Here is a 21,159-nt window from a genome sequence, read left to right as displayed (position 1 = left end):
AGGAAGCCGCCATGCAGAAACACAATATTTTCCGCCCGTTGCCCCAATGTAGCGATAGCGAAATTTTTGAAGACATCCTGCGCACACCGAATATCCGCATCGAGCGCATCGTTTCCCACGGACAATCTTCGCCCGAAGAAGGTTGGTACGACCAAGCCGAAGCCGAATGGGTGATTTTATTGCAGGGCAGCGCGGTGTTGGGTTTTGAAAACGGCAAAGAAATCAGCCTGAAAGCCGGGGATTATGTACATATTCCGGTGCATTGCAGGCATAGGGTAGTGATGACGGATCAAGAGAAAGCAACCGTTTGGTTGGCGGTGTTTTACTGCAATTGAAGTATAAAAAATTCAGACGGCCTCGAATCCTTTCGAGGCCGTCTGAATTTTTCTAGCTTAAACGTTCAAACTACCCAAACACTCAAGCCGCGTTACCTTCTAAGAAGTCTTGCGCGAAGCGTTGCAGCACGCCGCCGGCTTCGTAGATCAGCACTTCTTCTGCGGTGTCCAAACGGCAGGTTACGGGCACTTCAACCGTTTCGCCGTTTTTACGGTGGATAACCAGCGTTAAGTCGCAGCGCGGTTCGCGTTTACCGATCACATCGTAGGTTTCGGTGCCGTCCAATTCTAAGGTGTGGCGGTTAACACCTTCTTTGAATTGCAACGGCAGTACGCCCATACCGATGAGGTTGGTGCGGTGGATGCGCTCGAAGCCTTCGGCCACAATGGCTTCCACGCCGGCGAGGCGCACGCCTTTGGCGGCCCAGTCGCGGCTGGAGCCTTGGCCGTAGTCGGCGCCGGCTACAATAATCAGCGGCTGTTTGCGGTTCATATAGGTTTCAATCGCTTCCCACATGCGCATCACTTGGCCTTCGGGCTCTACGCGGGCGAGCGAGCCTTGTTTGGTGGTGCCGTCTTCGTTTTTTACCATTTCGTTGAAGAGCTTGGGGTTGGCGAAGGTGGCGCGTTGGGCGGTCAGGTGGTCGCCGCGGTGGGTGGCGTAAGAGTTGAAGTCCTCTTCAGGCAGGCCCATTTTGGCGAGGTATTCGCCTGCCGCGCTGGTCGGCAGAATGGCGTTGGAGGGCGACAAGTGGTCGGTGGTGATGTTGTCGGGCAGAATCGCCAGCGGGCGCATGCCTTTTAAGGTGCGCTCGCCTGCCAACGCGCCTTCCCAGTATGGCGGACGGCGGATATAGGTGGACATGGGGCGCCAGTCGTACAGCGGGCTTTCGGCTTTTTCGGCGGCTCCGGTGTCGAACATGGGGATGTACACGTCGCGGAACTGCTGCGGTTTCACATATTCGGCTACGATGGCGTCGATTTCCTCGTCGGTCGGCCAAATGTCTTTCAGGCGGATTTCGCGGCCGTCTGAAACGCCCAATACGTCGTTTTCAATGTCGAAACGGATGCTGCCTGCAATGGCGTAGGCCACCACCAGCGGAGGCGAAGCGAGGAAGGCTTGTTTGGCGTAGGGGTGGATACGGCCGTCGAAGTTGCGGTTACCGGACAATACGGCAGTGGCATACAAATCGCGGTCGATGATTTCCTGCTGGATTTTCGGATCGAGCGCGCCGGACATGCCGTTGCAGGTGGTGCAGGCAAAGGCTACGATGCCAAAGCCGAGTTTTTCCAGCTCGGGCAGCAAGCCTGCTTCTTTCAGATAGATTTCCGCCACTTTGGAGCCGGGTGCAAACGAAGATTTCACCCACGGTTTGCGGGTTAAACCCAATTCGTTGGCTTTGCGTGCCAGCAGGGCGGCGGCCACGACGTTGCGCGGGTTGGAGGTGTTGGTACACGACGTAATCGCCGCGATAATCACGGCACCGTCGGGCATCAGGCCGTCTGAAGGCTCTTCGTAGGGTGCGGCAATGCCTTTTTTGGCCAAATCGGCGGTGGCTACGCGGGCGTGCGGGTTGGACGGGCCGGCCATGTTGCGGGTAACGGTAGAAAGATCGAAGGTTAATACGCGCGGATATTCCGCTGTTTTGAGCGCATCCGCCCACAAGCCGGCGGTTTTGGCATAGTTTTCTACCAGTTTGACCTGTTCGTCGTCGCGGCCGGTCAGTTTCAAATAATCAATGGTTTGTTGGTCGATAGCGAACATGGCCGCTGTTGCGCCGTACTCGGGTGTCATGTTGGAAATGGTTGCGCGGTCGCCGATGGAAAGGCTTTCCGCCCCTTCGCCGAAGAATTCGACAAATGCACCGACCACGCGCTCTTTACGCAAAAATTCGGTTAAGGCCAACACGATATCGGTGGCGGTAATGCCGGGCTGGCGTTTGCCGGTGAGTTTAACGCCTACAATATCGGGCAGGCGCATCATCGAAGCGCGGCCGAGCATCACGGTTTCGGCCTCCAATCCGCCCACGCCTACGGAAATCACGCCCAGTGCGTCCACATGCGGCGTGTGGCTGTCGGTGCCGACGCAGGTGTCGGGGAAGGCCACGCCGTCTTTTACCTGAATTACGGGCGACATTTTTTCCAAGTTGATTTGGTGCATGATGCCGTTGCCAGCGGGGATAACGTCCACATTTTCAAAAGCGGTTTTCGTCCAGTTGATAAAGTGGAAGCGGTCTTCGTTGCGGCGGTCTTCGATGGCACGGTTTTTGGCGAACGCATCGGGATCATAGCCGCCGCATTCCACGGCAAGCGAGTGGTCGACAATCAGCTGGGTTTGCACCACGGGGTTGACTTTGGAAGGATCGCCGCCTTTTTCGGCAATCGCATCACGCAAACCGGCCAAATCCACCAGCGCGGTTTGCCCCAAAATATCGTGGCACACTACGCGCGCGGGGAACCACGGAAAGTCGATTTCCTGCTTGCGCTCAATCAGTTGGCGCAACCAGCTTTGCAGCGTGGGCAAGTCCACCTTGTCGGCACGGTTAACCAGGTTTTCGGCCAAAATGCGCGAAGTGTAGGGCAGCGTGTCGTAAGAGCCGGGTTGGATATCTTCACACGCCGCGCGGGCATCGTAGTATTCCAAATCGGAATCGGGTAGGGGTTTGCGGTAGATTTGGTTGGTTTTCATGGTTAAGTCCTTTTTCAATGTTTTTCTTTTAGTGTGTTTTTTCAGACGGCATCAGGCCGTCTGAAAGCCGATAATCATAATTGATAACCGATTGATTCGATATTGGTATGCCTGCCTGAAAGCTTTTTCAGACGGCCATATATCATTAAATATCAGGCATTGCCCTGCGCCATTTGCCGCCGAAAATATGCAGCGTCAGGCCGGCCATCACCACAACAATGCCCAGCCAATGCCATGCTGCCAAGCGTTCGTTTAAAACCAGATAGCCTGCCAGCAAAGCAATCACCGGCACCAATAAAGCAAATGGCGTTACCCTGCCGGCCGGATGCTTGGCCAGCAACGCGCCCCAGCCGGTATAGCCGACCAAGCTCGCCACATAAGCCAAAAACAGAATGCCGACGATGCCTTTCCAAGTCAGGTTGGAGATATGTTGTGCCAAACCGTCGGTGCCGTACAGCATCAGCGAAGCCAGCGTAAATGCGCAAAATGCCGGAATGCCGCCCCACACAACCAGCGACAAAGCGTTCACAGAGCCGATGCGTTTCACAATAATATTGCCGCATGCCCAAGAAGCTGCCGCACCGAACACCGGCAGCATGGCCGTAATCGGCAGTTGGCCTTGATAATGGCCGATACCGATAAAAACCAGCCCGACGGCGGCGGTAAACATGCCCAGCAAATGATGCGCCAGCACCGGCTCGCGCAGCACGATTCCGGCAATCAACACGGTAAAAAACACCTGCACTTGCAGCATTAACGCCGCCAAACCGGTAGGCAGCCCCCAATCCAAAGCGGTAAACATCAGGGCGAATTGACCGAAGCTGATGGTTAAACCGTAGGCCGCCAACAAATGCCACGGCACGGGCGGGCGTTTGAGTAAAAATACTGCGGGAAACACCACGCAGAAAAAACGCAGCATACCCAATACCATCGGCGGTATTTCGTTGAGGGCAAACTTCATAAACAGGAAATTCACGCCCCATATACCAATCACCAGCAATATCAGCAGATAATCTTTCAGGTTCATGAACAACCTTTCTTAAGGCGTGTTGTCAGCCGGCATTGCGGCGGCACTTTGAGGAGTGCAAACCGCATCTGCTGCGACAACAATGCCCATATATATATTGTGCCGGCGGTTCGGTTTGCCGTGCAGCGATACAGGCACGCGGCTAATGCGTTTTCGGCACGCTGAAACGCCATTTCGACAACGGCAGCGGTGCTTTTTCACACTTCTGCATAAACAAAGCGCGCCAACGGTGGGTGGCATCAAAGGTAGAGGCCGATTCCGTGCCCACGGTCAGGCACAAGCCCGATCCGGCCAGCTCGATGCGGCCGTCTGAACGGTGTACGAAATGCTGCAAATGCTGCGATTCGAGAAACGGGCTGCGTTCGCCGCATAATCTCGGCATCACCGCCGCACCTGCCAGCACGGTATTGTTGATGCCGGCCACGGTTGCACACACGCCGTAAGCGGGAAAATGTATCTTGCCGTCTTTTTCCATTACCACGGCTTCGTCTTCATATAAGCCGGGTTTGCAGTTGTGTGCGGTCATCGGCATATCGAAGCGGATATGCTGCCCCGAACCCAAAATGTCCAAACAATAGCCGTCTTGCGGGCGGTCGAGATTGTCGGCCAGCCGTAAATGCCCGATTTGTCCGGGAGCGGCGGCAGGCTGGCCGGGCGCGGCATTTCCGGTTTCGGAGCAGGCGGCTAGGGCAATACAGGCCGTCACGCCGGCTAAAGTGTTCAAACAGTTGTTGAATTTAATCGTTTTCATGCGGTGTCGTACTCTTTCGTTTGTCAAGCAGTACCGGCATTATATTGGGTTTTTAGGGAAAAGTTTTTCAGACGGCCTTATGCCTGTCTGAACCATCAAAAAAGGTACGGTAGGCTTGCGCCGGCCGTACCTTGATTCGGTTTAGCGTTCTTCCATCGGCACGAAAGCCAAATCATCGGGGCCGGTGTAGTTCGCGCTCGGGCGGATGATTTTGCCGTCTTGACGTTGCTCGAGCACATGGGCAGACCAGCCGGTGGTGCGCGAAATCACAAACAGCGGCGTGAACATGGCGGTGGGCACGCCCAGTTTTTGATAGGAAACGGCAGAGAACCAGTCTAAGTTCGGGAACATTTTTTTCTCGTTCCACATCAGGGTTTCCAAACGCTCGGCAACGTCGAACAAACGCATATCACCCGCTTCTTCGCTCAATTCGCGCGCCACTTCTTTAATCACGACGTTGCGCGGGTCGGACACGGTATAAACGGGGTGGCCGAAACCGATAACGATTTCTTTGCGGCCGATGCGCTCGCGGATGTCGGCTTCGGCTTCATCGGCATTGCGGTAGCGTTTTTGAATGTCGTAAGCCACTTCGTTGGCACCGCCGTGTTTCGGGCCTTTCAATGCGCCGATGGCACCGGTGATGCAGGAATAAATGTCGGAGCCTGTGCCGGCAATCACGCGCGAAGTGAAGGTGGAAGCGTTGAATTCATGCTCCGCATACAGAATCAGCGAAATGTGCATGGCTTTGATTTGCGACTTGGTAGGACGCTTGCCGTGCAGCATGTGCAGGAAATGGCCGCCGATGCTGTCTTCTTTGCTTTCAACCTTAATGCGCTTGCCGTTGTGCGAATATTGATACCAGTAAAGCAGCATGCTGCCGAGGCTGGCGATCAGTTTGTCGGCAATATCGCGTGCTTCGCTGGCCGGTTGGCTTTCGCGTTCGGGATGTACGCAGCCGAGCATAGAAACGCCGGTGCGCAAGACATCCATCGGGTGGGTGTGCGCGGGCAGGCTTTCCAGCACTTGAATCACGCGGATGGGCAAACCGCGCAGGGACTTGAGTTTTTTCTTATAGGCAGACAGCTCGAATTTGTTGGGCAGATGGCCGTGAATCAGCAGGTGTGCCACTTCTTCAAATTCGCAGTGTTTGGCCAAATCGAGAATATCGTAGCCGCGGTAGCTCAAATCGTTGCCGCTGCGGCCTACGGTACATAAAGCGGTGTTGCCTGCGGGTACGCCTGAAAGGGCAACGGATTTTTTGGGTTTCGGGGCTGCCGGTGTTTTTTCGGTAGTCATTAGGGGTTCTCCTGTGTAGATTAAATGTTGTTTTCAGACGGCCTGTATGCACGCTCAAGCCTGCTGCCGTCTGAAAACAGGGCTTGCGTTTTTAAATAAATACTTGTTGCAAATGCCTGCCGCACAATCAGTAACCGTAGTGTGCCGCAAACAGGTCTACCTCCGGATTGCGCTGCCACACATATTCGGTATGCAGGGCGGTTTCTTCGGCAAGCGCGGTGCCGTAAGCATCGGCAATAAAGCCCAAAGTCATGTCCATGCCGGCCGACACGCCCGAAGAAGTATAAAACTTGCCGTCTTTCACCCAGCGGGCAACAGGCTGCCAATCCACTTCGGGCGATACGCTTTTCACCCACTCAAACGCCTTTTTATTGGAAGTGGCGCGAAGAGCATTTAAACACCCCGCCGCCGCCAGCAGCGCAGAGCCGGTACACACCGCCAAACAGGTTTGCGCCTGCGCCGACCATGCTGCTAAAGCGGTTAGAAACGGTTTGTTTCCAACCAACTGCCGCGTTCCCTGTCCGCCCGGCACCAGCAGCAGGCTGCAAGGCTCAAGCTCAGAAAGCGGGCGGGTTTCAAGCCGAAAGCCCTGCCTGCTCTTTACCATACCGCCGCTAAAAGAAACATAATGCAGCCGCGCTTCGGGAATACGGTATAAAAACTCAACCGGCCCCATCAAATCGAGCGTTTCGTAATCTTCAAACAACAGGCAGTAAATATCCACGGCGAACCTTTCTGCCGGCAGTTGGTTTTGCTGCGGCGTTTTCAGACGAGCATTTTCAGACGGCCTGTTACCGCATTCAGGCTTTAACTGTTCGAGCTGAACAGCTTATCCAGCTTCTGCTCGAAATCGTGATAGTTGAGATATTCATAAAGCTCGGCACGGGTTTGCATGGTGTCGACCACATTGGCTTGAGTCCCGTCGCGCATAATTGCTTCGTACACATTCAGCGCGGCTTTGCTGGCGGCACGGAAGGTGGAAAGCGGATACAGCACCAGCTTCACGCCGTTTTCTGCCAGCTCTTTTTGCGTATAAAGCGGTGTGGCACCGAATTCGGTAATGTTGGCCAACACCGGCACTTTCACGGCTTCGGCAAACTTTTTATACATACCCAGTTCGGTCATCGCTTCGGGGAAAATCATATCGGCGCCGGCCTCTACGCACGCTTGGGCACGCTCAATCGCCGCATCCAAGCCTTCAACGGCCAAAGCATCGGTGCGCGCCATGATGACGAAGTTTTCGTCTACGCGGGCATCTACCGCCGCTTTGATGCGGTCTACCATTTCGCTTTGCGGCACAATGGCTTTGTTCGGGCGGTGTCCGCAGCGTTTTTGTGCCACTTGGTCTTCGATATGCACGGCGGCTACGCCTGCACGCTCGAAATTGCGGATGGTACGGGCGATATTGAATGCGCCGCCCCAGCCTACATCGATATCGACCAGCAACGGGGTATCGACATTATCGGTAATGCGCCGTGCATCAATCAGCACGTCTTCCATCGTGGTAATGCCCAAGTCGGGGATGCCGCAAGAGCAGGCCGCCACACCGCCGCCGGAAAGGTAAATGGCTTTAAAGCCGCTTTGGGTGGCAAGACGGGCAAAATAAGCGTTGATACAGCCGACAACGGCCAAAGGATTGGATTCTTGAACAGCCTCGCGGAACCGCAGGCCGGCAGAGTGGATACTCATTTTTAGATGCTCCTTTTGTATGTTTTTTTCTTGTGTAGGCAAATGTAGTAATTTTTAAAATTACTGTAAAACTGTAAATTTTGATGGATGCCATCAAGATTATTGATGGCTGAAGTATAAACCTTTGCTGCGTATGGCTAACTGTAAGCAGTAATTTGATAATATATGTTTGATTTATTTATTTTTGAATAAAAAAGAGTGTAAAATCAACATGGTTTCAATCAAATATATCAAAACGATAATCGCTGTTGCGGATTTTATCGTCATAATCAACAATTAAAAAATCCGATTAAAACACAGTTTGAGAAACAAAAGGCCGTCTGAATATATTTTCAGACGGCCTGAGTTTATTTTATTTGATATAAAAACAATTAATTACCTTTTGCTACACGACGCCAGTGATGCAGCAGCGGTTCGGTGTAGCCGTTCGGCTGTTCCGTGCCTTTAAACACCAAGTCGCAGGCGGCGAGGAAGGCGGGAGAGGTGTCGAAACGGCCGACCATCGGCGTGTATGCCGCATCGCCTTCGTTCTGTTTATCTACTACGCCGGCCATGCGCTCCAGCGTTTCGCGCACTTGCGCTTCGCTGACTACGCCGTGCAGCAGCCAGTTGGCGATGTGTTGGCTGGAGATACGCAGGGTGGCGCGGTCTTCCATCAGGCCGACGTTGTGGATGTCGGGCACTTTCGAGCAGCCTACGCCTTGTTCCACCCAACGCACCACATAGCCGAGAATGCCTTGGCAGTTGTTGTCGAGTTCTTGCTGGATGTCGGCGGCAGACCAGTTGCGCTCGGCGGCGAACGGAATGGTGAGCAGGTCGTCGGTGTAGTTTTTCGGCTCTTGCGCCAATAAACCCTGCTGCACGTCAAACACGTTCACTTGATGATAGTGCGTGGCGTGCAGGGTGGCGGCGGTGGGCGACGGCACCCACGCGGTGGTAGCACCTGATTTGGGGTGGCCGATTTTCTGCTTGAGCATTTCTGCCATCAGATCGGGCATCGCCCACATGCCTTTGCCGATTTGGGCTTTGCCGCGCAAGCCGCATTGCAGGCCGGTTTGGACGTTGTTCAGCTCGTAAGCGTTGATCCACTTGCTGGCTTTCATGTCGCCCTTGCGGATAAACGCGCCGCCGTGCATGGAGGTGTGCATTTCATCGCCGGTGCGGTCGAGGAAGCCGGTGTTGATGAACACGACGCGGTCTTTGGCGGCTTGGATACAGGCGGCGAGGTTGGCGGAAGTGCGGCGTTCTTCGTCCATAATACCCATTTTGAGGGTGTTACGCGGCAGTTTGGTTAAGTCTTCAAATGCGGCGAACAGTTCGTTGGCAAACGCAACTTCTTCAGGGCCGTGCATTTTCGGTTTTACGATATACACGGAACCGGAGCGGCTGTTTTTGTTTTCGCTGCGGTTGAGGTCGAACGGGGCGATTAAGGCGGTCATCACGCCGTCGAGAATGCCTTCTGGGATTTCGTTGCCGTCTGAATCGAGCACGGCGGGCGTGGTCATCAAGTGGCCGACGTTGCGGATAAACAGCAGCGAGCGGCCGGGCAGTTTGAATTGGCCACTGCCGTCGGGTTTGGTGTATTCGCGGTCCGCATTGAGTTTGCGGGTGAAGGTTTTACCGCCTTTTTCCACTTCTTCGGTGAGCGTGCCGGTCATCAGACCGAGCCAGTTGGCATATACCAATGCTTTGTCTTCGCCGTCGACGGCGGCTACGGAGTCTTCGCAGTCCATAATGGTGCTGAGAGCGGCTTCTAAAATGATGTCTTTCACGCCTGCCGGGTCTTGGCTGCCGATGGGGCTGTTTTTATCAATCAAGATGTCGATGTGCAGGCCGTTGTGCAGGAACAGTAGGGAAGTCGGGGCTTCGGCGCTGCCGTTGTAGCCGACGAATAATTCGGGGGAAACCAAGCCGCTTTCGCTGCCGTCTTTCAATTTGGCTTTCAGACGGCCTTCGGCCACTTGGTAGGCGGTAACGTTTTTATGGCTGCCGTTGGCAAGGGGAATGCTGTTGTCGAGAAATTCGCGTGCGAAGGCAATTACGGCATCGCCGCGTTTGGGGTTGTAGCCTTTGCCGGGTGCCAAGTCGCCGCTTTGGTCAACGGCATCGGTGCCGTAAAGCGCATCATACAGGCTGCCCCAGCGGGCGTTGGCGGCGTTCAGGGCATAGCGGGCGTTGTTGATCGGCACCACCAATTGCGGGCCGGCTTGTTCGGAAAGTTCGCGATCGACGTTTTCGGTGGAGATTTTGAATTCAGACGGCACATCAACCAAATAACCCAGCTCTTTCAAAAACGCCTGATAAGCGGCTTCATCTTTAACCGCACCGGCGTTCTGCTTGTGCCATGCGTCGATTTTGGCTTGGATTGCGTCGCGCTTTTCAAGCAGCGCGCGGTTGCGCGGGGCGAACTTTTGCACCAGCTCGGTGAAGCCTTGCCAGAATTCGGCGGATTTCACGTTGGGGTGTTTGGCCAATACTTCGTTTTCGATGAATTGATAGAGATGGTTGTCCACCTGCAAACCGGCGGCTTGGGTGTAGTTGTATGCCATGATGGTTCTCCTGAGATATTTTTCTGATGGGGCTTTGGTTGCGCTGAACGGCAAAGCCACACCGAAAATACCACTAATCGCAGGAATAATCCATAGCCCGAAACTGTCTTTTTCGGCAAGAGGCCGTCTGAAAAAGCTTTTTATTCACAATCGGTTTCATTGAACTACATAAAGCCGGTTCGGTAGATGCTTTTTCAGACGGCATCAATCTTTAGAAACGGCAATCGTGTGTTTGATGTGCTTTAAATTGGCTACGATGGTAAAGGTCATAATCACCAGCAATGCCCAAGAGCTCCATTTGCTTACATGCACCATCGACCAGGCGCCGATTTGGTTGGGATAACGCCAAACGCCCGCCAGCGTGCCGATGTTTTCCGCCAGCCAGATAAAGAAACCGATTAATACGAACGACAGCAGCAAAGGCATTTTGCGGTAGGTGTCGTAAGGTTTGAAATACACGGTGGTGCGGGCATACAAGCCCAACACAAACGCCGCTAAATACCAACGGTAGTCGCCGATATAGTGGTGGGTGAAGAAATTGATGTAAATCGCCGAGGCTGCCAACGTTGCCAGCCAGTAAGGCGGGTGGCTGGTGATTCTCAAATCCAGCAGCCGCCAAGCCTGAATGATGTAGCTGCCCACGGCGGCATACATAAATCCGGCAAACAGCGGCACACCGAAGAGCTTGGTATAGCCGTCGTCGGGGTACGACCATGATTGGATGCTGCCCGAGGTTTTAAACACTTCCAAAGCGAATCCGACGATGTGAAACAAGGTGATGGATTTGACTTCGTCCCACGTTTCCAGTTTGAAATACACCATCGCCGCCTGCACCGTTAAGGCGAACACCAGCAGCAAATCATAACGGCTGATGCCCAGCCAGCCGCTGCGCGGAATGGCAAACATCGCTACAAAAAACAGCCCTGCAAACAAACATGCACGGGCTTCTTTCAAACCGAAAAACCAAAATTCCGTTACGAACCGCCGCCAACCTTTTAAATCTGCACGGTAAGGGTGGCGGATCAGCCAATCATCAAGTTTGCTCAACATTATGGTTAATTTATTGTTTCAGACGGCCTGAGACCTTTGCCGATGCCGTCTGAAACGGTATCCGCAAAGGTCTCAGCCTAGAGGGTAAAAATTAAAGGTTGTCTTTCTGCGCCAAAATCTTACGGCTGCCGCCGACATCTGCGGGCGAAACCACACCGGCATCTTCCAACGCCTGCATCAGGTTGGCGGCGCGGTTGTAGCCGATTCTGAGCTGGCGTTGCAGGGAAGAAATCGAGGTTTTGCGGGTTTCCAATACAAAGGCCACGGCTTGATCAAACAGTTCGTCGCTGTTGGCATTAGGGTTGACGATATTGGTGGTTTCCAACGCCGCCTCGCCGCTGAGCAGTCCCTCGATATAGTTGGCCGGAGCTTGGCGTTTGACGTGGGCGACAATCTGATGGACTTCGTCGTCGGATACGAATGCACCTTGCAAACGGGTCGGCTCGGCGTTGCCGGGTTGCAGGAACAGCGAATCGCCGTATTTCAGCAGTTCGTCGGCACCCATCTGGTCGAGAATGGTGCGGCTGTCGATTTTGCTTTGCACGGTAAACGCCATGCGGGTGGGGATGTTGGCTTTAATCAGGCCGGTAACCACGTCCACGCTCGGGCGTTGGGTGGCCACAATCATGTGGATACCTGCGGCGCGGGCTTTTTGGGCGAGGCGGGCAATTTGCTGCTCGACGGCTTTGCGTTCGGTCATCATCAGGTCGGCCAATTCGTCGATCACCACCACAATCATCGGCAGTTTGTCCAAAGGTTCGGGATCGTCGGGATTGAGGCTGAACGGATTGAGCAGCGGTTTGCCTGCTTCTTTGGCATCGGCCACTTTTTTGTTGAAGCTTTCGATATTACGCACACCGGCGTGCGAAAGCAGGCGGTAGCGTTTTTCCATCTCTGCCACGCACCAGTTGAGCGCTTGGCCGGCTTCGCGCATATCGGTAACTACGGGGCAGAGCAGGTGGGGGATGCCGTCGTAAATGCTCAATTCCAGCATTTTCGGATCGATCATGATAAAGCGCACTTCTTCGGGCGTGGCTTTAAACAGAATCGACAAAATCATGGCGTTTACGCCCACCGATTTACCCGAGCCGGTCATGCCGCCGACCAATAAATGCGGCATTTTAGCTAAATCGCCTACTACGGGAATGCCGGCAATGTCTTTACCCAGTGCAACGGTGAGCTTGGACTTGGCATCGGTAAACACGGGCGAGGAAAGGATTTCGCTCAACATCACGTCTTGGCGGCGTTCGTTGGGCAGCTCGATACCCATGGTGTTTTTACCGGCGATGGTTTCGACAATCCGCACCGCCTGTAACGACATCGAGCGTGCCAAGTCTTTGGAAAGGTTGACAATCTGGCTGCCTTTCACGCCTTGTGCCGGTTCGATTTCAAAGCGGGTAATCACCGGCCCCGACGTGGCGGAAACCACCTGCGCACCAATGCCGAATTCCGCCAGCTTGGCTTCGATGCGTTCGGCGGTTTGTTGCAGCTTGTCGGGATTGACCACCGGCGGCTCGCCTTGCGGCAGGCGCAGCAGGTGCAGCGAAGGTTTGGTGTATTCGCCGCTGTGCTGGTGTTCGGCCGCTTCGCCTTTTTCGTCGAACAAGGCGGGCTGGACGGGCGCGGGCGGGGCGACCGATACGGCCACTTTGCGGTTGCTGCTGGTGCCTTCGATTTGTTCTACCGGCTCGGCGGTGATGTTTTTCGCTTCACGCACCATGCGGCGGGTGGTTTTGGCGTCGGGCAGGTCTTTGATGTATTTGTGTTCTTTGCGGGTGAGCTTCATCCAAAACCATTCCAGTTTGGCACCGGTTTTTTCAAGGACATCCAGCCACGAAACTTGTGCCAGCAGCGATAAGGCCAGTAGCAAAACCACCAGCATAATCAGCAGGCTGCCCGATGTGCCCAGCAACCAGCTCAAGCCTTTGGCGGCGAATGAACCGATCAGGCCGCCGGCACCGACGGGTAAAGATTCGTCGAGACGGTTTTGGAACGAAAACACTTCCAATATGGGGCCGCACAGCAGTAGTATGCCCAAAGCGGCAGCCGCAATCATGTAATTGTAGGGTTTGCGTTCGGGGGTGTGCAGCGGGCGGAAATTTTTATACAGCAAAACGCTGGCGGCAACGACCCACCACCAAAACGACAGCCCGAACAGGTAATAGCCGATGTCGGCAAGGTAAGCCCCGAACAAGCCGCCGAGATTGTGTACTTCGTCGGAAGGCGGCACGCTGCGCGACCATGCAGGGTCGTCCATCGTAAAACTGGCCAAAGACAGGGTAACGTAAACGGTTATCAGCAGGCCGAGCAGCCATAAAGTATCGTTAATCAGGTTGACGACATGTTGCGGGCGTTTTTTGGCGGCATGGTTTTTGGTTACGCCTTTCGCACGGCGCGGCGGCTTGGCGGGACGAAGCTCGCTTTCAGACGGCTTCTTGTTGCGGGCGTTGGATTTCGCTGCGGTTTTTTCAGTGGTTTTCGGGGATTTGGTAGCCATAAAACAATCGTATCCGGAGGCCGTCTGAAAGCAGGCTGTGTGAGCTGCCAAAAGATTCAGCGCGGCGGCAAAATGCAGTTTGACCGCCTCAATGCAGATTAAGTTTACCGATGGGGTGCGTCAACTGCGGCGGCGGTGCGGAAAAAGCGAAATTATACAATAGATATGCTGTATGAAGGGCGGGATGGAAGTGTGCGGCGGGAAGAGGGGAAAAGCGGTTTCAGACGGCCTGAAACCTTTGCAAAACCCCCATCTGCGGCGCATTTCTGCGTTGTGCGCTGCTCGCTCGTTTGCCTATCTATATGATATGTCTGCACTCGCTGTGCTGCTACGCCTTGAACTGCATCCGCATCTGGGGGTTTTGCAAAGGTCTCGGCCTGTTGTGGCTTGGAGGTGCTTTTGTGATGCGGAAATATCCTGCGCCGGCTGTGCGGGCAGATTTCAATCACCAATATTAAAACAGCCGTATGCGGTGTATGGCATACGGCTGCTTTAATCATACAGAGTTTATTCGCTTACGGTTTTGCGGATCAGCTTTTCGGCGTTGGCCAAAGTATTTTCCACTTCTGCAAATTCGATGCGGCTGCCTTTAATCAAGGCACGGGTGTCGTTAAATACCACTTTGACCTTGCCTTCGGTTTCTGTAACCAGCACGCGCAGGGGTAAGCGCAGGGCGAATTCGGGGTCTTTAACCATTAAGGGCGTTCCGGCTTTGGGTGCGCCGAAAATAATCACTTTGGCCGGCTGCATGGTTAAACCGTTTTGCCGTGCCGCAGCTTGATGGTCGATAACGGTAAACAGCGTCATGCCTTTTTGTTTGATGGTTTGCTCGAGACGGTTCACCGTATCGTTAAAATTGTATTTGCTCACTACGGTATGGGTGGGCTGCATCATGTGTTTACCGTGATGATGGCGGTGGCCGCTTTTATGGGGTGTTTGGGCGCAGGCAGTCAGCGCGGCGGCTGTGGTAATAAACAAGGCGGTTTTCAGAAGTTTCATAGCAGGATTCCTTTGCATAAAAACGGCAGCCCGAACACGGATAATAGCTGCGGCAATGCGGGCTGGGGGAGAATCGGTGTAACAAACGGTTGCAGCTTGGCAATACTAACCCGTCTGCTCCATGTTGTGTATCAATATTGCTTGAATTGCAGCGTATATAGTCAATCAACTTAACTTTTACTACCGCGTTGCTGCGCCTTCTGTGTTGTCTGCGGCTGGCGGCCTTGTATCAAAAATAAGTTTACTTGCCCTATATACGTTTTCAGACGGCCACACAGAGATTTTCTTACAGGCCGTCTGAAAAGGTAAACAAGATTGTATGCCAACCGGTTAGCGTTGGGTTTCGATTGCTTCAAGTGCGCGCAGGGCGTAAGTGTAGGCCGCTCCGGCATTGAGCGAGATGGCAGTAGCCAGCGCGCCGGCAATTTCGCTTTCGGTTGCACCGGCTTTAATCGCTTTTTCGGCATGAACGCTGATGCAGCTTTCGCAACGGGTGGTGATGGCTACGGCAATGGCAATCAGTTCGCGGGTTTTTTCATCGAGTGCTTCCGCAGCCGCCGCCTGCTCGAGCGAGCCGTAGGCTTGCAGCATTTTGGGGTGCGATTTGCCTAATGCGGCAAATGATTTTTTAACGTGGGCGGTATGTTCGGGCCAATTTTGAAACATGGTTTTCCTTTCTGTGTTTTTCAGGCTTGTCTTCTGGAACGTGACAAAAGGATATTGTACGGAAAACAGGTTAGAATAATCTGCAAATCGTCTCAACATTTGGTGTAAAAATGGATATTTTCGATAAATTGGTAGAGTTGGCGCAAATCAAAGGCAGCGTCGATGTGCAATGCCGTCTGCAAGGCAGCTGGTATGTCAGGCAAGAGCCGAAACGTGCGCGGGGTTTGGCGCACATCGTTACGGAGGGAGAGGGGTATCTGCGGGTTGACGGAGAGGCGGAAAGCAGGTTGCTCACGGCAGGTGATATTGTGTTTTTTCCGCGTATCGCAGGGCATACCATCAGCAGCAGCAGGGATTGCAACAATACCGAAGATACACCGTATTGGGTTCAAAATGGGATTTTCACGTTGAAGAAGCGTGGTTCGCAAGGCCGGAGCCTGAATCTGTTTTGTGCCCGTTTTGAATACGACAGCCGCGCCGATTTAATCGATGGTTTGCCTGAAATCGTGCATCTGAATATAGACCGCGCCGCCCTGCAACCTTTAACCGCCATGTTGGAATATGAGGCGGAACGCTCGGATAAAGGCTCGGCAACGGTTGTGAATGCCTTGTCTTCGGTATTGCTGGTAATGCTGATGCGCGCATATCTTGTTCAAGAGAATCGAAAACTGCCCGCAGGTACGCTCAACGGTTGGCATCATCCGCGCTTGCGTGCGGTGGTTCAGGCGGTATTGACCGCACCGGAAAAGGCTTGGAGTGTGCAGGAGATGGCGGCTGCGGCAAATGTGTCGAGAGCACAGCTGATGCGTTTGTTTAAGCAGCAAATCGGTGTCAGCCCGCATGCTTTCGTTAACAGTATCCGTTTGCAGCAGGCTGCCGTTTTGCTCAAGCAAACTGCCGATTCAATATTGTCTGTGGCTTTGTCGGTGGGGTTCCAGTCGGAAACACATTTCGGCAAAACCTTTAAAAAGCAATACGGCGTATCGCCGGGACAATATCGAAAAAACGGCTGCATAGTGCAGCCGTCTGAAAAATAGGTTTGTTCGCGATAAACAGAGCAGGGCTTAATTGGAGCCTACTTTGATTTTTTGCCACAGGTTCACGGTTAATTTTTTCGCATCATTGTCCATTTGCGGCATCACGAAACCGTTTTTCACATCATCCGCATTCGGGAAAATCGAGCGGGTGGCTACCAAAGCCGGATCCATTTTTTCGCGGGCAGGCAGGCTGGCCGGTGCGAAGGTTACGGCATTGCCGTTTTTCGCGGCAATTTCGGGATCCAGTGTGTAGTCGATGTATTTATGGGCGTTGGCTACGTTTTTCGCATCGGCAGGAATGAGCCAAGATTCAATCCAGAAGCCCATGCCTTTAGGTGTAAGCACTTCGATGCCTACGTTGTTTTTCACTTCTTCCGAACGCGCTTTGGCCATGTTTAGATCGCCACCGTTACCGGCTGCCAAACATACGTCGCCACGGGCCAATTCGTCGATAACCGACGGGCTGAAACGTTTCACGTCGGGGCGGATGGCTTGTAGAGTCGCCGCGGCGGCTTTGATGTCGTCCGCGCTGCTGCCTTTCGGGTCTTTGCCCAAGTAGTTCAGCACAATCGGGAACATTTCGCTCGGGGTATCCCACAGGGCAATACCGCAAGATTTCAGTTTGTTGGTGTATTCGGGTTTGAACAGCAAGTCCCAGCTGTTTTCAGGCAATTGGCCGCCCAACACTTCTTTGCCTTTGGCAGTAATGGCCAAAGTATTCACGCCGGAGAAATAGGGCACGGCGTATTCGTTGCCCGGATCGGCGGTTTCCAACATTTTCAGCATGTCGGGATCGATGTTTTTGTAGTTCGGAATCAAATCCTTGTGGATTTTTTGGTAAGCACCGGCCTGAATTTGGCGCGGCAGGAAAGCGATGCCGGGCACAACCAAGTCGTAACCGGATTTGCCGGTTAACACTTTGGCTTCAAGGGCTTCGTTGTTTTCATAAAGGTCGTAGGTGAGCTTCAGGTTGTTGGCTTTTTTGAAGTCTTCAACGGTGCTTTCGTCAACATAGTTAGACCAGTTGTAGATGTTGAGTGTGTCGGTTGCGGGCAGGCCGGCATTGGCAGCAGCGGCAGAGCCTGCATCTGCTTGAGGTTGGGCGGGTTTCTGCTCGCTTTGTCCGCCGCAGGCTGCCAATGAAAGGGCAGCAATAACGGCTAATACTGATTTTTTCATACGGGTTGTTTTCCTAATGAAAGGGTTGAAATGAAAAAAAGCCGCAGCCCCATATAAACCCCGGCGGCGGCGTGTGGCGTATTGTAAATGAATGCTTAATAAAAATCAAAGTGATATAGATGGGGCGGAGCAAAGAAAACGGGGGAGGCCAGCGGATTCAAATTTGAAGTGCAACTTTCCACAACAGAAAAAGGCCAGTATGCGGTAGCATACGGCCTTTCCTGCAAGAAAGATTGCATATGAGCTACACACAACTGACCCAAGACGAACGATACCACATCCAATACCTGTCCCGCCACCACAGCATCAGCGAAATCGCCAAACGGCTTAACCGCCATAAAAGCACCATCAGCCGCGAAATCAAACGGCACTGCCCGCAAGGGCAGCAATACAGTGCCGAAAAAGCCCAACAGCAAAGCCGGCTTACCAAGCAGCGCAAAAGAAAGCCCTATAAGCTCCATTCGCAGCTGATCCAACACATCGCTACCCTCATCCGCCGCAAACTCAGCCCCGAGCAAGTGTGCGCCTATTTGCACAAACACCACCAAATCACACTCCACCACAGCACCGTCTATAACTATCTGCGCGACGACAAAAGCAACGGCGGCACTTTGTGGCAGCATCTCAGAATATGCAGCAAATCCTACCGTAAACGCTACGGCAGCACATGGAGCAGAGGCAAAGTACCCGACCGCATAGGCATTGAAAACCGACCCGCCATCGTCGACGAAAAATCCCGTATAGGCGACTGGGAAGCCGACACCATCGTCGGCAAAGATCAGAAAAGCGCATTATTGACACTGGTCGAACGGGTTACCCGCTACACCATTATCTGCAAATTGAAGAACTTCAAAGCCCAAGATACGGCCAATGCCGTCATTCGGGCGCTGAGGGCGCATAAAGACAGGGTGCACACCATCACCATGGATAACGGCAAGGAATTCTACCGCCACACCCGAATAGCCAAAGCATTGGCGGCTGAAACCTATTTCTGCCGTCCTTACCGTTCTTGGGAAAAGGCGCTGAATGAAAACACCAACGGACTCATCCGCCAATACTTCCCCAAACAAACGGATTTCCGCAACATTAGTGAGCGGGAAATACGTAGGGTTCAGGATGAGCTGAACCACCGGCCAAGAAAAACACTTGGCTATGAAACGCCAAGTGTTCTATTCTTGAATCTGTTCCAACCACTACTGCCTGAGTGTTGCACTTGAAATTAGAATCTAAGGCCGTCTGAAAACAAAGAAGAAAAGCGCAGCCTGCCGGGGGCGTGTCGTTTTAGGCCCAACTTAAACCGCTGAATCGGCACATTTTAGTTAAAACGCTTGCGTATACATGGTGAAATCTTTAGAATTGCGCGTTTACGAAATTAAATTTGATTTTAATCAGGAGATATTCAATATGGCAAACAGCGCACAAGCCCGTAAGCGTGCCCGCCAGTCGGTTAAACAACGTGCCCACAACGCCAGCCAACGTACTGCTTTCCGCACTGCGGTTAAGAAAGTTCTGAAAGCTGTCGAAGCGGGTGACAAAGCCGCTGCCCAAGCAGTATTCCAAGAGTCTGTAAAAGTTATCGACCGTATTGCCGATAAAGGCATCTACCACAAAAACAAAGCAGCCCGCCACAAGAGCCGTCTGTCTGCCAAAATTAAAGCTCTGGCTTAATTCGGCAAACGGTTGCTTTTTGCCGCTGCAAAAAGCAGGTGCCGGTTTGTTTTATTGATCAAATGCCCCGGAAAGCGGTTACGGTTTCTCGGGGCATTTGTTTGGTGATTGTTTTGTATATACAGATAATGAACTGTAATGTTTAAAGCATCGGTTGATGCAGGCCGTCTGAATATTCAGACGGCAGCAATGTTTCAATCGGGCGGGTGGGTTCGATAGTTTTACCGGCAGTAGGCAACCGGATGTTGGGCTCAGCCGTTGCGCGAACAGGTAATTGATACAATGTTGAAACGCTTTCTTTTAATGTCCGGAGCGGCCATTGCCGCTTCCGCTCCTGCTTTTTCATCGGGTAACGAGGCTTTGCAATGTACATTGATACAAGACAATGCCTTGCGTTTGGCCTGTTTTGATAAGGTGTATGCGGCTCAGTTTCCACCGCAAATGCCGCCGGTTCCGGTAAAGCAACCCTCAAAATCGGTAGATTTGGTTAAAACGGTAGATGAAAGTTTGGCCAAAAAAGAAGCGGCGATTGTGTTCAGCGAGCCTGAGACGGCAGGCATACAGCCTACCGAAGCCTTATTGCAGGCGGCCGATGCTTATACGCCTTTGAGCCTGATGTACGATTTGGATCAGAACGATACACGCGGTTTGTTGTCGGTTCGCGAGCATAATCCCATGTATCTGTTGCCGGCTTGGTATAACAGCAGCCCGAATTACCGGCCGTCTTCGCAAACGCGGGGGGCAGCCGATGATCCGCGTGCGAAAGATCAGAAGCGTTTGGAAACCAAGATGCAGGTATCGTTTAAAACCAAGCTGATGGAGGATGTGTTTAAAACCCGCTCGGATGTTTGGTTCGGCTACACCCAAACCGCGCACTGGCAGCTGTGGAGTCAAGGTGAGAAATCGGCACCTTTCCGCAACAATGATTATTCCCCGGAGATTTTCATTACCCAACCGGTCAAAGCAGATCTGCCCGGCGGGGGTAAGTTGCGTATGTTGGGGTTGGGTGTGGTGCATCAGTCGAACGGCCAAAGCCGCCCTTTGTCACGCTCATGGAACCGTGTATACGGGATGGCAGGTTTGGAGTGGGGTAAATTAACCGTGATTCCGCGCGTGTGGGCAAGAATGTTCGACCAAAACGGTGATAAAGACGACAACCCCGATATTTCCGATTACATGGGTTACGGTGATGTGAAACTGCAATACCGTTTCAATGACAAGCAAACCATCGCAACAACCATGCGCTACAATCCCAAAACCGGAAAAGGCGGCGTGCAGGCAGATTATACGTTTCCGATCAAAGGCAAGCTCAAAGCCTATGTGCAGGGATTCCACGGTTACGGCGAAAGCCTGCTCGACTACAACCACAAACACAACAGTGTGGGCTTCGGGGTAATGCTGAACGATTGGGACGGTTTTTAAAATATCGCCCGGCATCGGCCGATGCCTATTCTGCCAAAGGTTTTACTATAGTTAATCAACTTCATTTTTACTACGGTGTTTTTACGCTTTAGCTCAAAGAGAACGATTGTGCAAGCCGCTGAAGCGGCAACAGAATCGGTTCCGCACTGCCTGCACCGCCTTCGGCTTGCTGTTTTGTATTAAAAATAAGTTGGTTGATTGCATAGCCCGAATTGCGCATTTTATGGCGCGGCACTCGTTTATTACCGCTCTAGCGCGTATAATGCCGCGTTTGGGCAAGATTAATTACCTTGAATGGAACATGA

18 protein-coding genes are annotated in these 21,159 nt (G+C 53.0%); 5 read left to right on the top strand and 13 right to left on the bottom strand.

Annotated elements, in window-relative coordinates; genetic code table 11:
- Positions 1-11 precede the first annotated feature (11 nt).
- Complete coding sequence (locus LVJ88_RS09470) at positions 12-335, top strand: cupin domain-containing protein (protein ID WP_085418883.1); 324 nt, start codon at positions 12-14, stop codon at positions 333-335.
- A gap of 82 nt (positions 336-417) precedes the next feature.
- On the opposite strand, the gene acnD is transcribed toward LVJ88_RS09470, so the two are convergent.
- From acnD to LVJ88_RS09415, 11 genes are all read right to left on the bottom strand, one after another.
- Positions 418-3,024, bottom strand: a complete 2,607-nt coding sequence (gene acnD / locus LVJ88_RS09465) for a Fe/S-dependent 2-methylisocitrate dehydratase AcnD (RefSeq protein ID WP_085418882.1) — start codon at positions 3,022-3,024, stop codon at positions 418-420.
- A 145-nt stretch (positions 3,025-3,169) separates the two neighbouring features.
- Positions 3,170-4,051, bottom strand: a complete 882-nt coding sequence (locus tag LVJ88_RS09460; protein WP_085418881.1) for an EamA family transporter — start codon at positions 4,049-4,051, stop codon at positions 3,170-3,172.
- A 142-nt stretch (positions 4,052-4,193) separates the two neighbouring features.
- Entirely contained in the window at positions 4,194-4,802 is a 609-nt protein-coding gene (locus LVJ88_RS09455) for an RICIN domain-containing protein (protein WP_085418880.1), read from the bottom strand.
- A 141-nt stretch (positions 4,803-4,943) separates the two neighbouring features.
- Positions 4,944-6,098, bottom strand: coding sequence for a bifunctional 2-methylcitrate synthase/citrate synthase (prpC, locus tag LVJ88_RS09450; RefSeq protein WP_054600235.1), 1,155 nt, complete (start codon positions 6,096-6,098; stop codon positions 4,944-4,946).
- A 127-nt stretch (positions 6,099-6,225) separates the two neighbouring features.
- On the bottom strand, positions 6,226-6,822 hold the full coding sequence (locus LVJ88_RS09445; RefSeq protein ID WP_085418879.1) for a DJ-1/PfpI family protein: 597 nt from the start codon (positions 6,820-6,822) through the stop codon (positions 6,226-6,228).
- Between the two features lie 83 nt (positions 6,823-6,905).
- Entirely contained in the window at positions 6,906-7,787 is an 882-nt protein-coding gene (prpB, locus tag LVJ88_RS09440; RefSeq protein WP_085417216.1) for a methylisocitrate lyase, read from the bottom strand.
- 371 nt (positions 7,788-8,158) lie between these two features.
- A complete protein-coding gene (locus LVJ88_RS09435) occupies positions 8,159-10,336 on the bottom strand; it encodes a malate synthase G (RefSeq protein ID WP_085418878.1) in 2,178 nt (725 codons plus the stop codon).
- A 204-nt stretch (positions 10,337-10,540) separates the two neighbouring features.
- On the bottom strand, positions 10,541-11,386 hold the full coding sequence (locus tag LVJ88_RS09430; RefSeq protein ID WP_085418877.1) for a DUF817 domain-containing protein: 846 nt from the start codon (positions 11,384-11,386) through the stop codon (positions 10,541-10,543).
- Between the two features lie 91 nt (positions 11,387-11,477).
- Positions 11,478-13,883: a DNA translocase FtsK gene (locus LVJ88_RS09425; protein ID WP_085418876.1), complete on the bottom strand. Its 2,406-nt coding sequence runs from the start codon at positions 13,881-13,883 to the stop codon at positions 11,478-11,480.
- A 507-nt stretch (positions 13,884-14,390) separates the two neighbouring features.
- Complete coding sequence (locus tag LVJ88_RS09420; protein WP_054600240.1) at positions 14,391-14,882, bottom strand: DUF302 domain-containing protein; 492 nt, start codon at positions 14,880-14,882, stop codon at positions 14,391-14,393.
- Between the two features lie 330 nt (positions 14,883-15,212).
- Entirely contained in the window at positions 15,213-15,548 is a 336-nt protein-coding gene (locus tag LVJ88_RS09415) for a carboxymuconolactone decarboxylase family protein (protein ID WP_054600241.1), read from the bottom strand.
- A 110-nt stretch (positions 15,549-15,658) separates the two neighbouring features.
- Between LVJ88_RS09415 and LVJ88_RS09410 the strand changes: the two genes are divergently transcribed.
- Entirely contained in the window at positions 15,659-16,585 is a 927-nt protein-coding gene (locus LVJ88_RS09410) for an AraC family transcriptional regulator (protein WP_085418875.1), read from the top strand.
- 27 nt (positions 16,586-16,612) lie between these two features.
- Here LVJ88_RS09410 and LVJ88_RS09405 read toward each other — a convergent pair whose 3' ends face one another.
- On the bottom strand, positions 16,613-17,764 hold the full coding sequence (locus LVJ88_RS09405; protein ID WP_085418874.1) for an extracellular solute-binding protein: 1,152 nt from the start codon (positions 17,762-17,764) through the stop codon (positions 16,613-16,615).
- A gap of 239 nt (positions 17,765-18,003) precedes the next feature.
- Between LVJ88_RS09405 and LVJ88_RS09400 the strand changes: the two genes are divergently transcribed.
- Together LVJ88_RS09400 and rpsT are read left to right on the top strand one after the other, a co-directional pair.
- A complete protein-coding gene (locus LVJ88_RS09400; RefSeq protein ID WP_085418660.1) occupies positions 18,004-18,981 on the top strand; it encodes an IS30 family transposase in 978 nt (325 codons plus the stop codon).
- A 187-nt stretch (positions 18,982-19,168) separates the two neighbouring features.
- Entirely contained in the window at positions 19,169-19,432 is a 264-nt protein-coding gene (gene rpsT, locus LVJ88_RS09395; protein ID WP_054600263.1) for a 30S ribosomal protein S20, read from the top strand.
- Positions 19,433-19,574: 142 nt separating this feature from the next.
- On the opposite strand, the gene LVJ88_RS09390 is transcribed toward rpsT, so the two are convergent.
- Positions 19,575-19,715: a hypothetical protein gene (locus LVJ88_RS09390; RefSeq protein ID WP_158087951.1), complete on the bottom strand. Its 141-nt coding sequence runs from the start codon at positions 19,713-19,715 to the stop codon at positions 19,575-19,577.
- Between LVJ88_RS09390 and LVJ88_RS09385 the strand changes: the two genes are divergently transcribed.
- Positions 19,715-20,854 (top strand): phospholipase A, encoded by a 1,140-nt coding sequence (locus LVJ88_RS09385; RefSeq protein ID WP_054600244.1) that lies wholly within the window; start codon positions 19,715-19,717, stop codon positions 20,852-20,854. The genes LVJ88_RS09390 and LVJ88_RS09385 overlap by 1 nt on opposite strands.
- Positions 20,855-21,159: the final 305 nt, after the last annotated feature.

Origin of the sequence: Neisseria dumasiana (assembly GCF_022870885.1) — a bacterium.
GTDB classification, from domain to species: Bacteria; Pseudomonadota; Gammaproteobacteria; order Burkholderiales; family Neisseriaceae; genus Neisseria; species Neisseria dumasiana.
The sequence above is the reverse complement of the archived record's forward strand: the minus strand, read 5'-3'. Positions and strand labels throughout refer to the sequence as shown.

What these genes read in the sequence shown, in the direction of transcription:
- LVJ88_RS09470 (WP_085418883.1), top strand. Translation starts at nt 12, where the DNA reads ATGCAGAAACACAATATTTTCCGCCCGTTGCCCCAATGTAGCGATAGC.
- acnD (WP_085418882.1), bottom strand. Translation starts at nt 3,024, where the DNA reads ATGAAAACCAACCAAATCTACCGCAAACCCCTACCCGATTCCGATTTG.
- LVJ88_RS09460 (WP_085418881.1), bottom strand. Translation starts at nt 4,051, where the DNA reads ATGAACCTGAAAGATTATCTGCTGATATTGCTGGTGATTGGTATATGG.
- LVJ88_RS09455 (WP_085418880.1), bottom strand. Translation starts at nt 4,802, where the DNA reads ATGAAAACGATTAAATTCAACAACTGTTTGAACACTTTAGCCGGCGTG.
- prpC (WP_054600235.1), bottom strand. Translation starts at nt 6,098, where the DNA reads ATGACTACCGAAAAAACACCGGCAGCCCCGAAACCCAAAAAATCCGTT.
- prpB (WP_085417216.1), bottom strand. Translation starts at nt 7,787, where the DNA reads ATGAGTATCCACTCTGCCGGCCTGCGGTTCCGCGAGGCTGTTCAAGAA.
- LVJ88_RS09435 (WP_085418878.1), bottom strand. Translation starts at nt 10,336, where the DNA reads ATGGCATACAACTACACCCAAGCCGCCGGTTTGCAGGTGGACAACCAT.
- LVJ88_RS09430 (WP_085418877.1), bottom strand. Translation starts at nt 11,386, where the DNA reads ATGTTGAGCAAACTTGATGATTGGCTGATCCGCCACCCTTACCGTGCA.
- LVJ88_RS09425 (WP_085418876.1), bottom strand. Translation starts at nt 13,883, where the DNA reads ATGGCTACCAAATCCCCGAAAACCACTGAAAAAACCGCAGCGAAATCC.
- LVJ88_RS09420 (WP_054600240.1), bottom strand. Translation starts at nt 14,882, where the DNA reads ATGAAACTTCTGAAAACCGCCTTGTTTATTACCACAGCCGCCGCGCTG.
- LVJ88_RS09415 (WP_054600241.1), bottom strand. Translation starts at nt 15,548, where the DNA reads ATGTTTCAAAATTGGCCCGAACATACCGCCCACGTTAAAAAATCATTT.
- LVJ88_RS09410 (WP_085418875.1), top strand. Translation starts at nt 15,659, where the DNA reads ATGGATATTTTCGATAAATTGGTAGAGTTGGCGCAAATCAAAGGCAGC.
- LVJ88_RS09405 (WP_085418874.1), bottom strand. Translation starts at nt 17,764, where the DNA reads ATGAAAAAATCAGTATTAGCCGTTATTGCTGCCCTTTCATTGGCAGCC.
- LVJ88_RS09400 (WP_085418660.1), top strand. Translation starts at nt 18,004, where the DNA reads ATGAGCTACACACAACTGACCCAAGACGAACGATACCACATCCAATAC.
- rpsT (WP_054600263.1), top strand. Translation starts at nt 19,169, where the DNA reads ATGGCAAACAGCGCACAAGCCCGTAAGCGTGCCCGCCAGTCGGTTAAA.
- LVJ88_RS09385 (WP_054600244.1), top strand. Translation starts at nt 19,715, where the DNA reads ATGTTGAAACGCTTTCTTTTAATGTCCGGAGCGGCCATTGCCGCTTCC.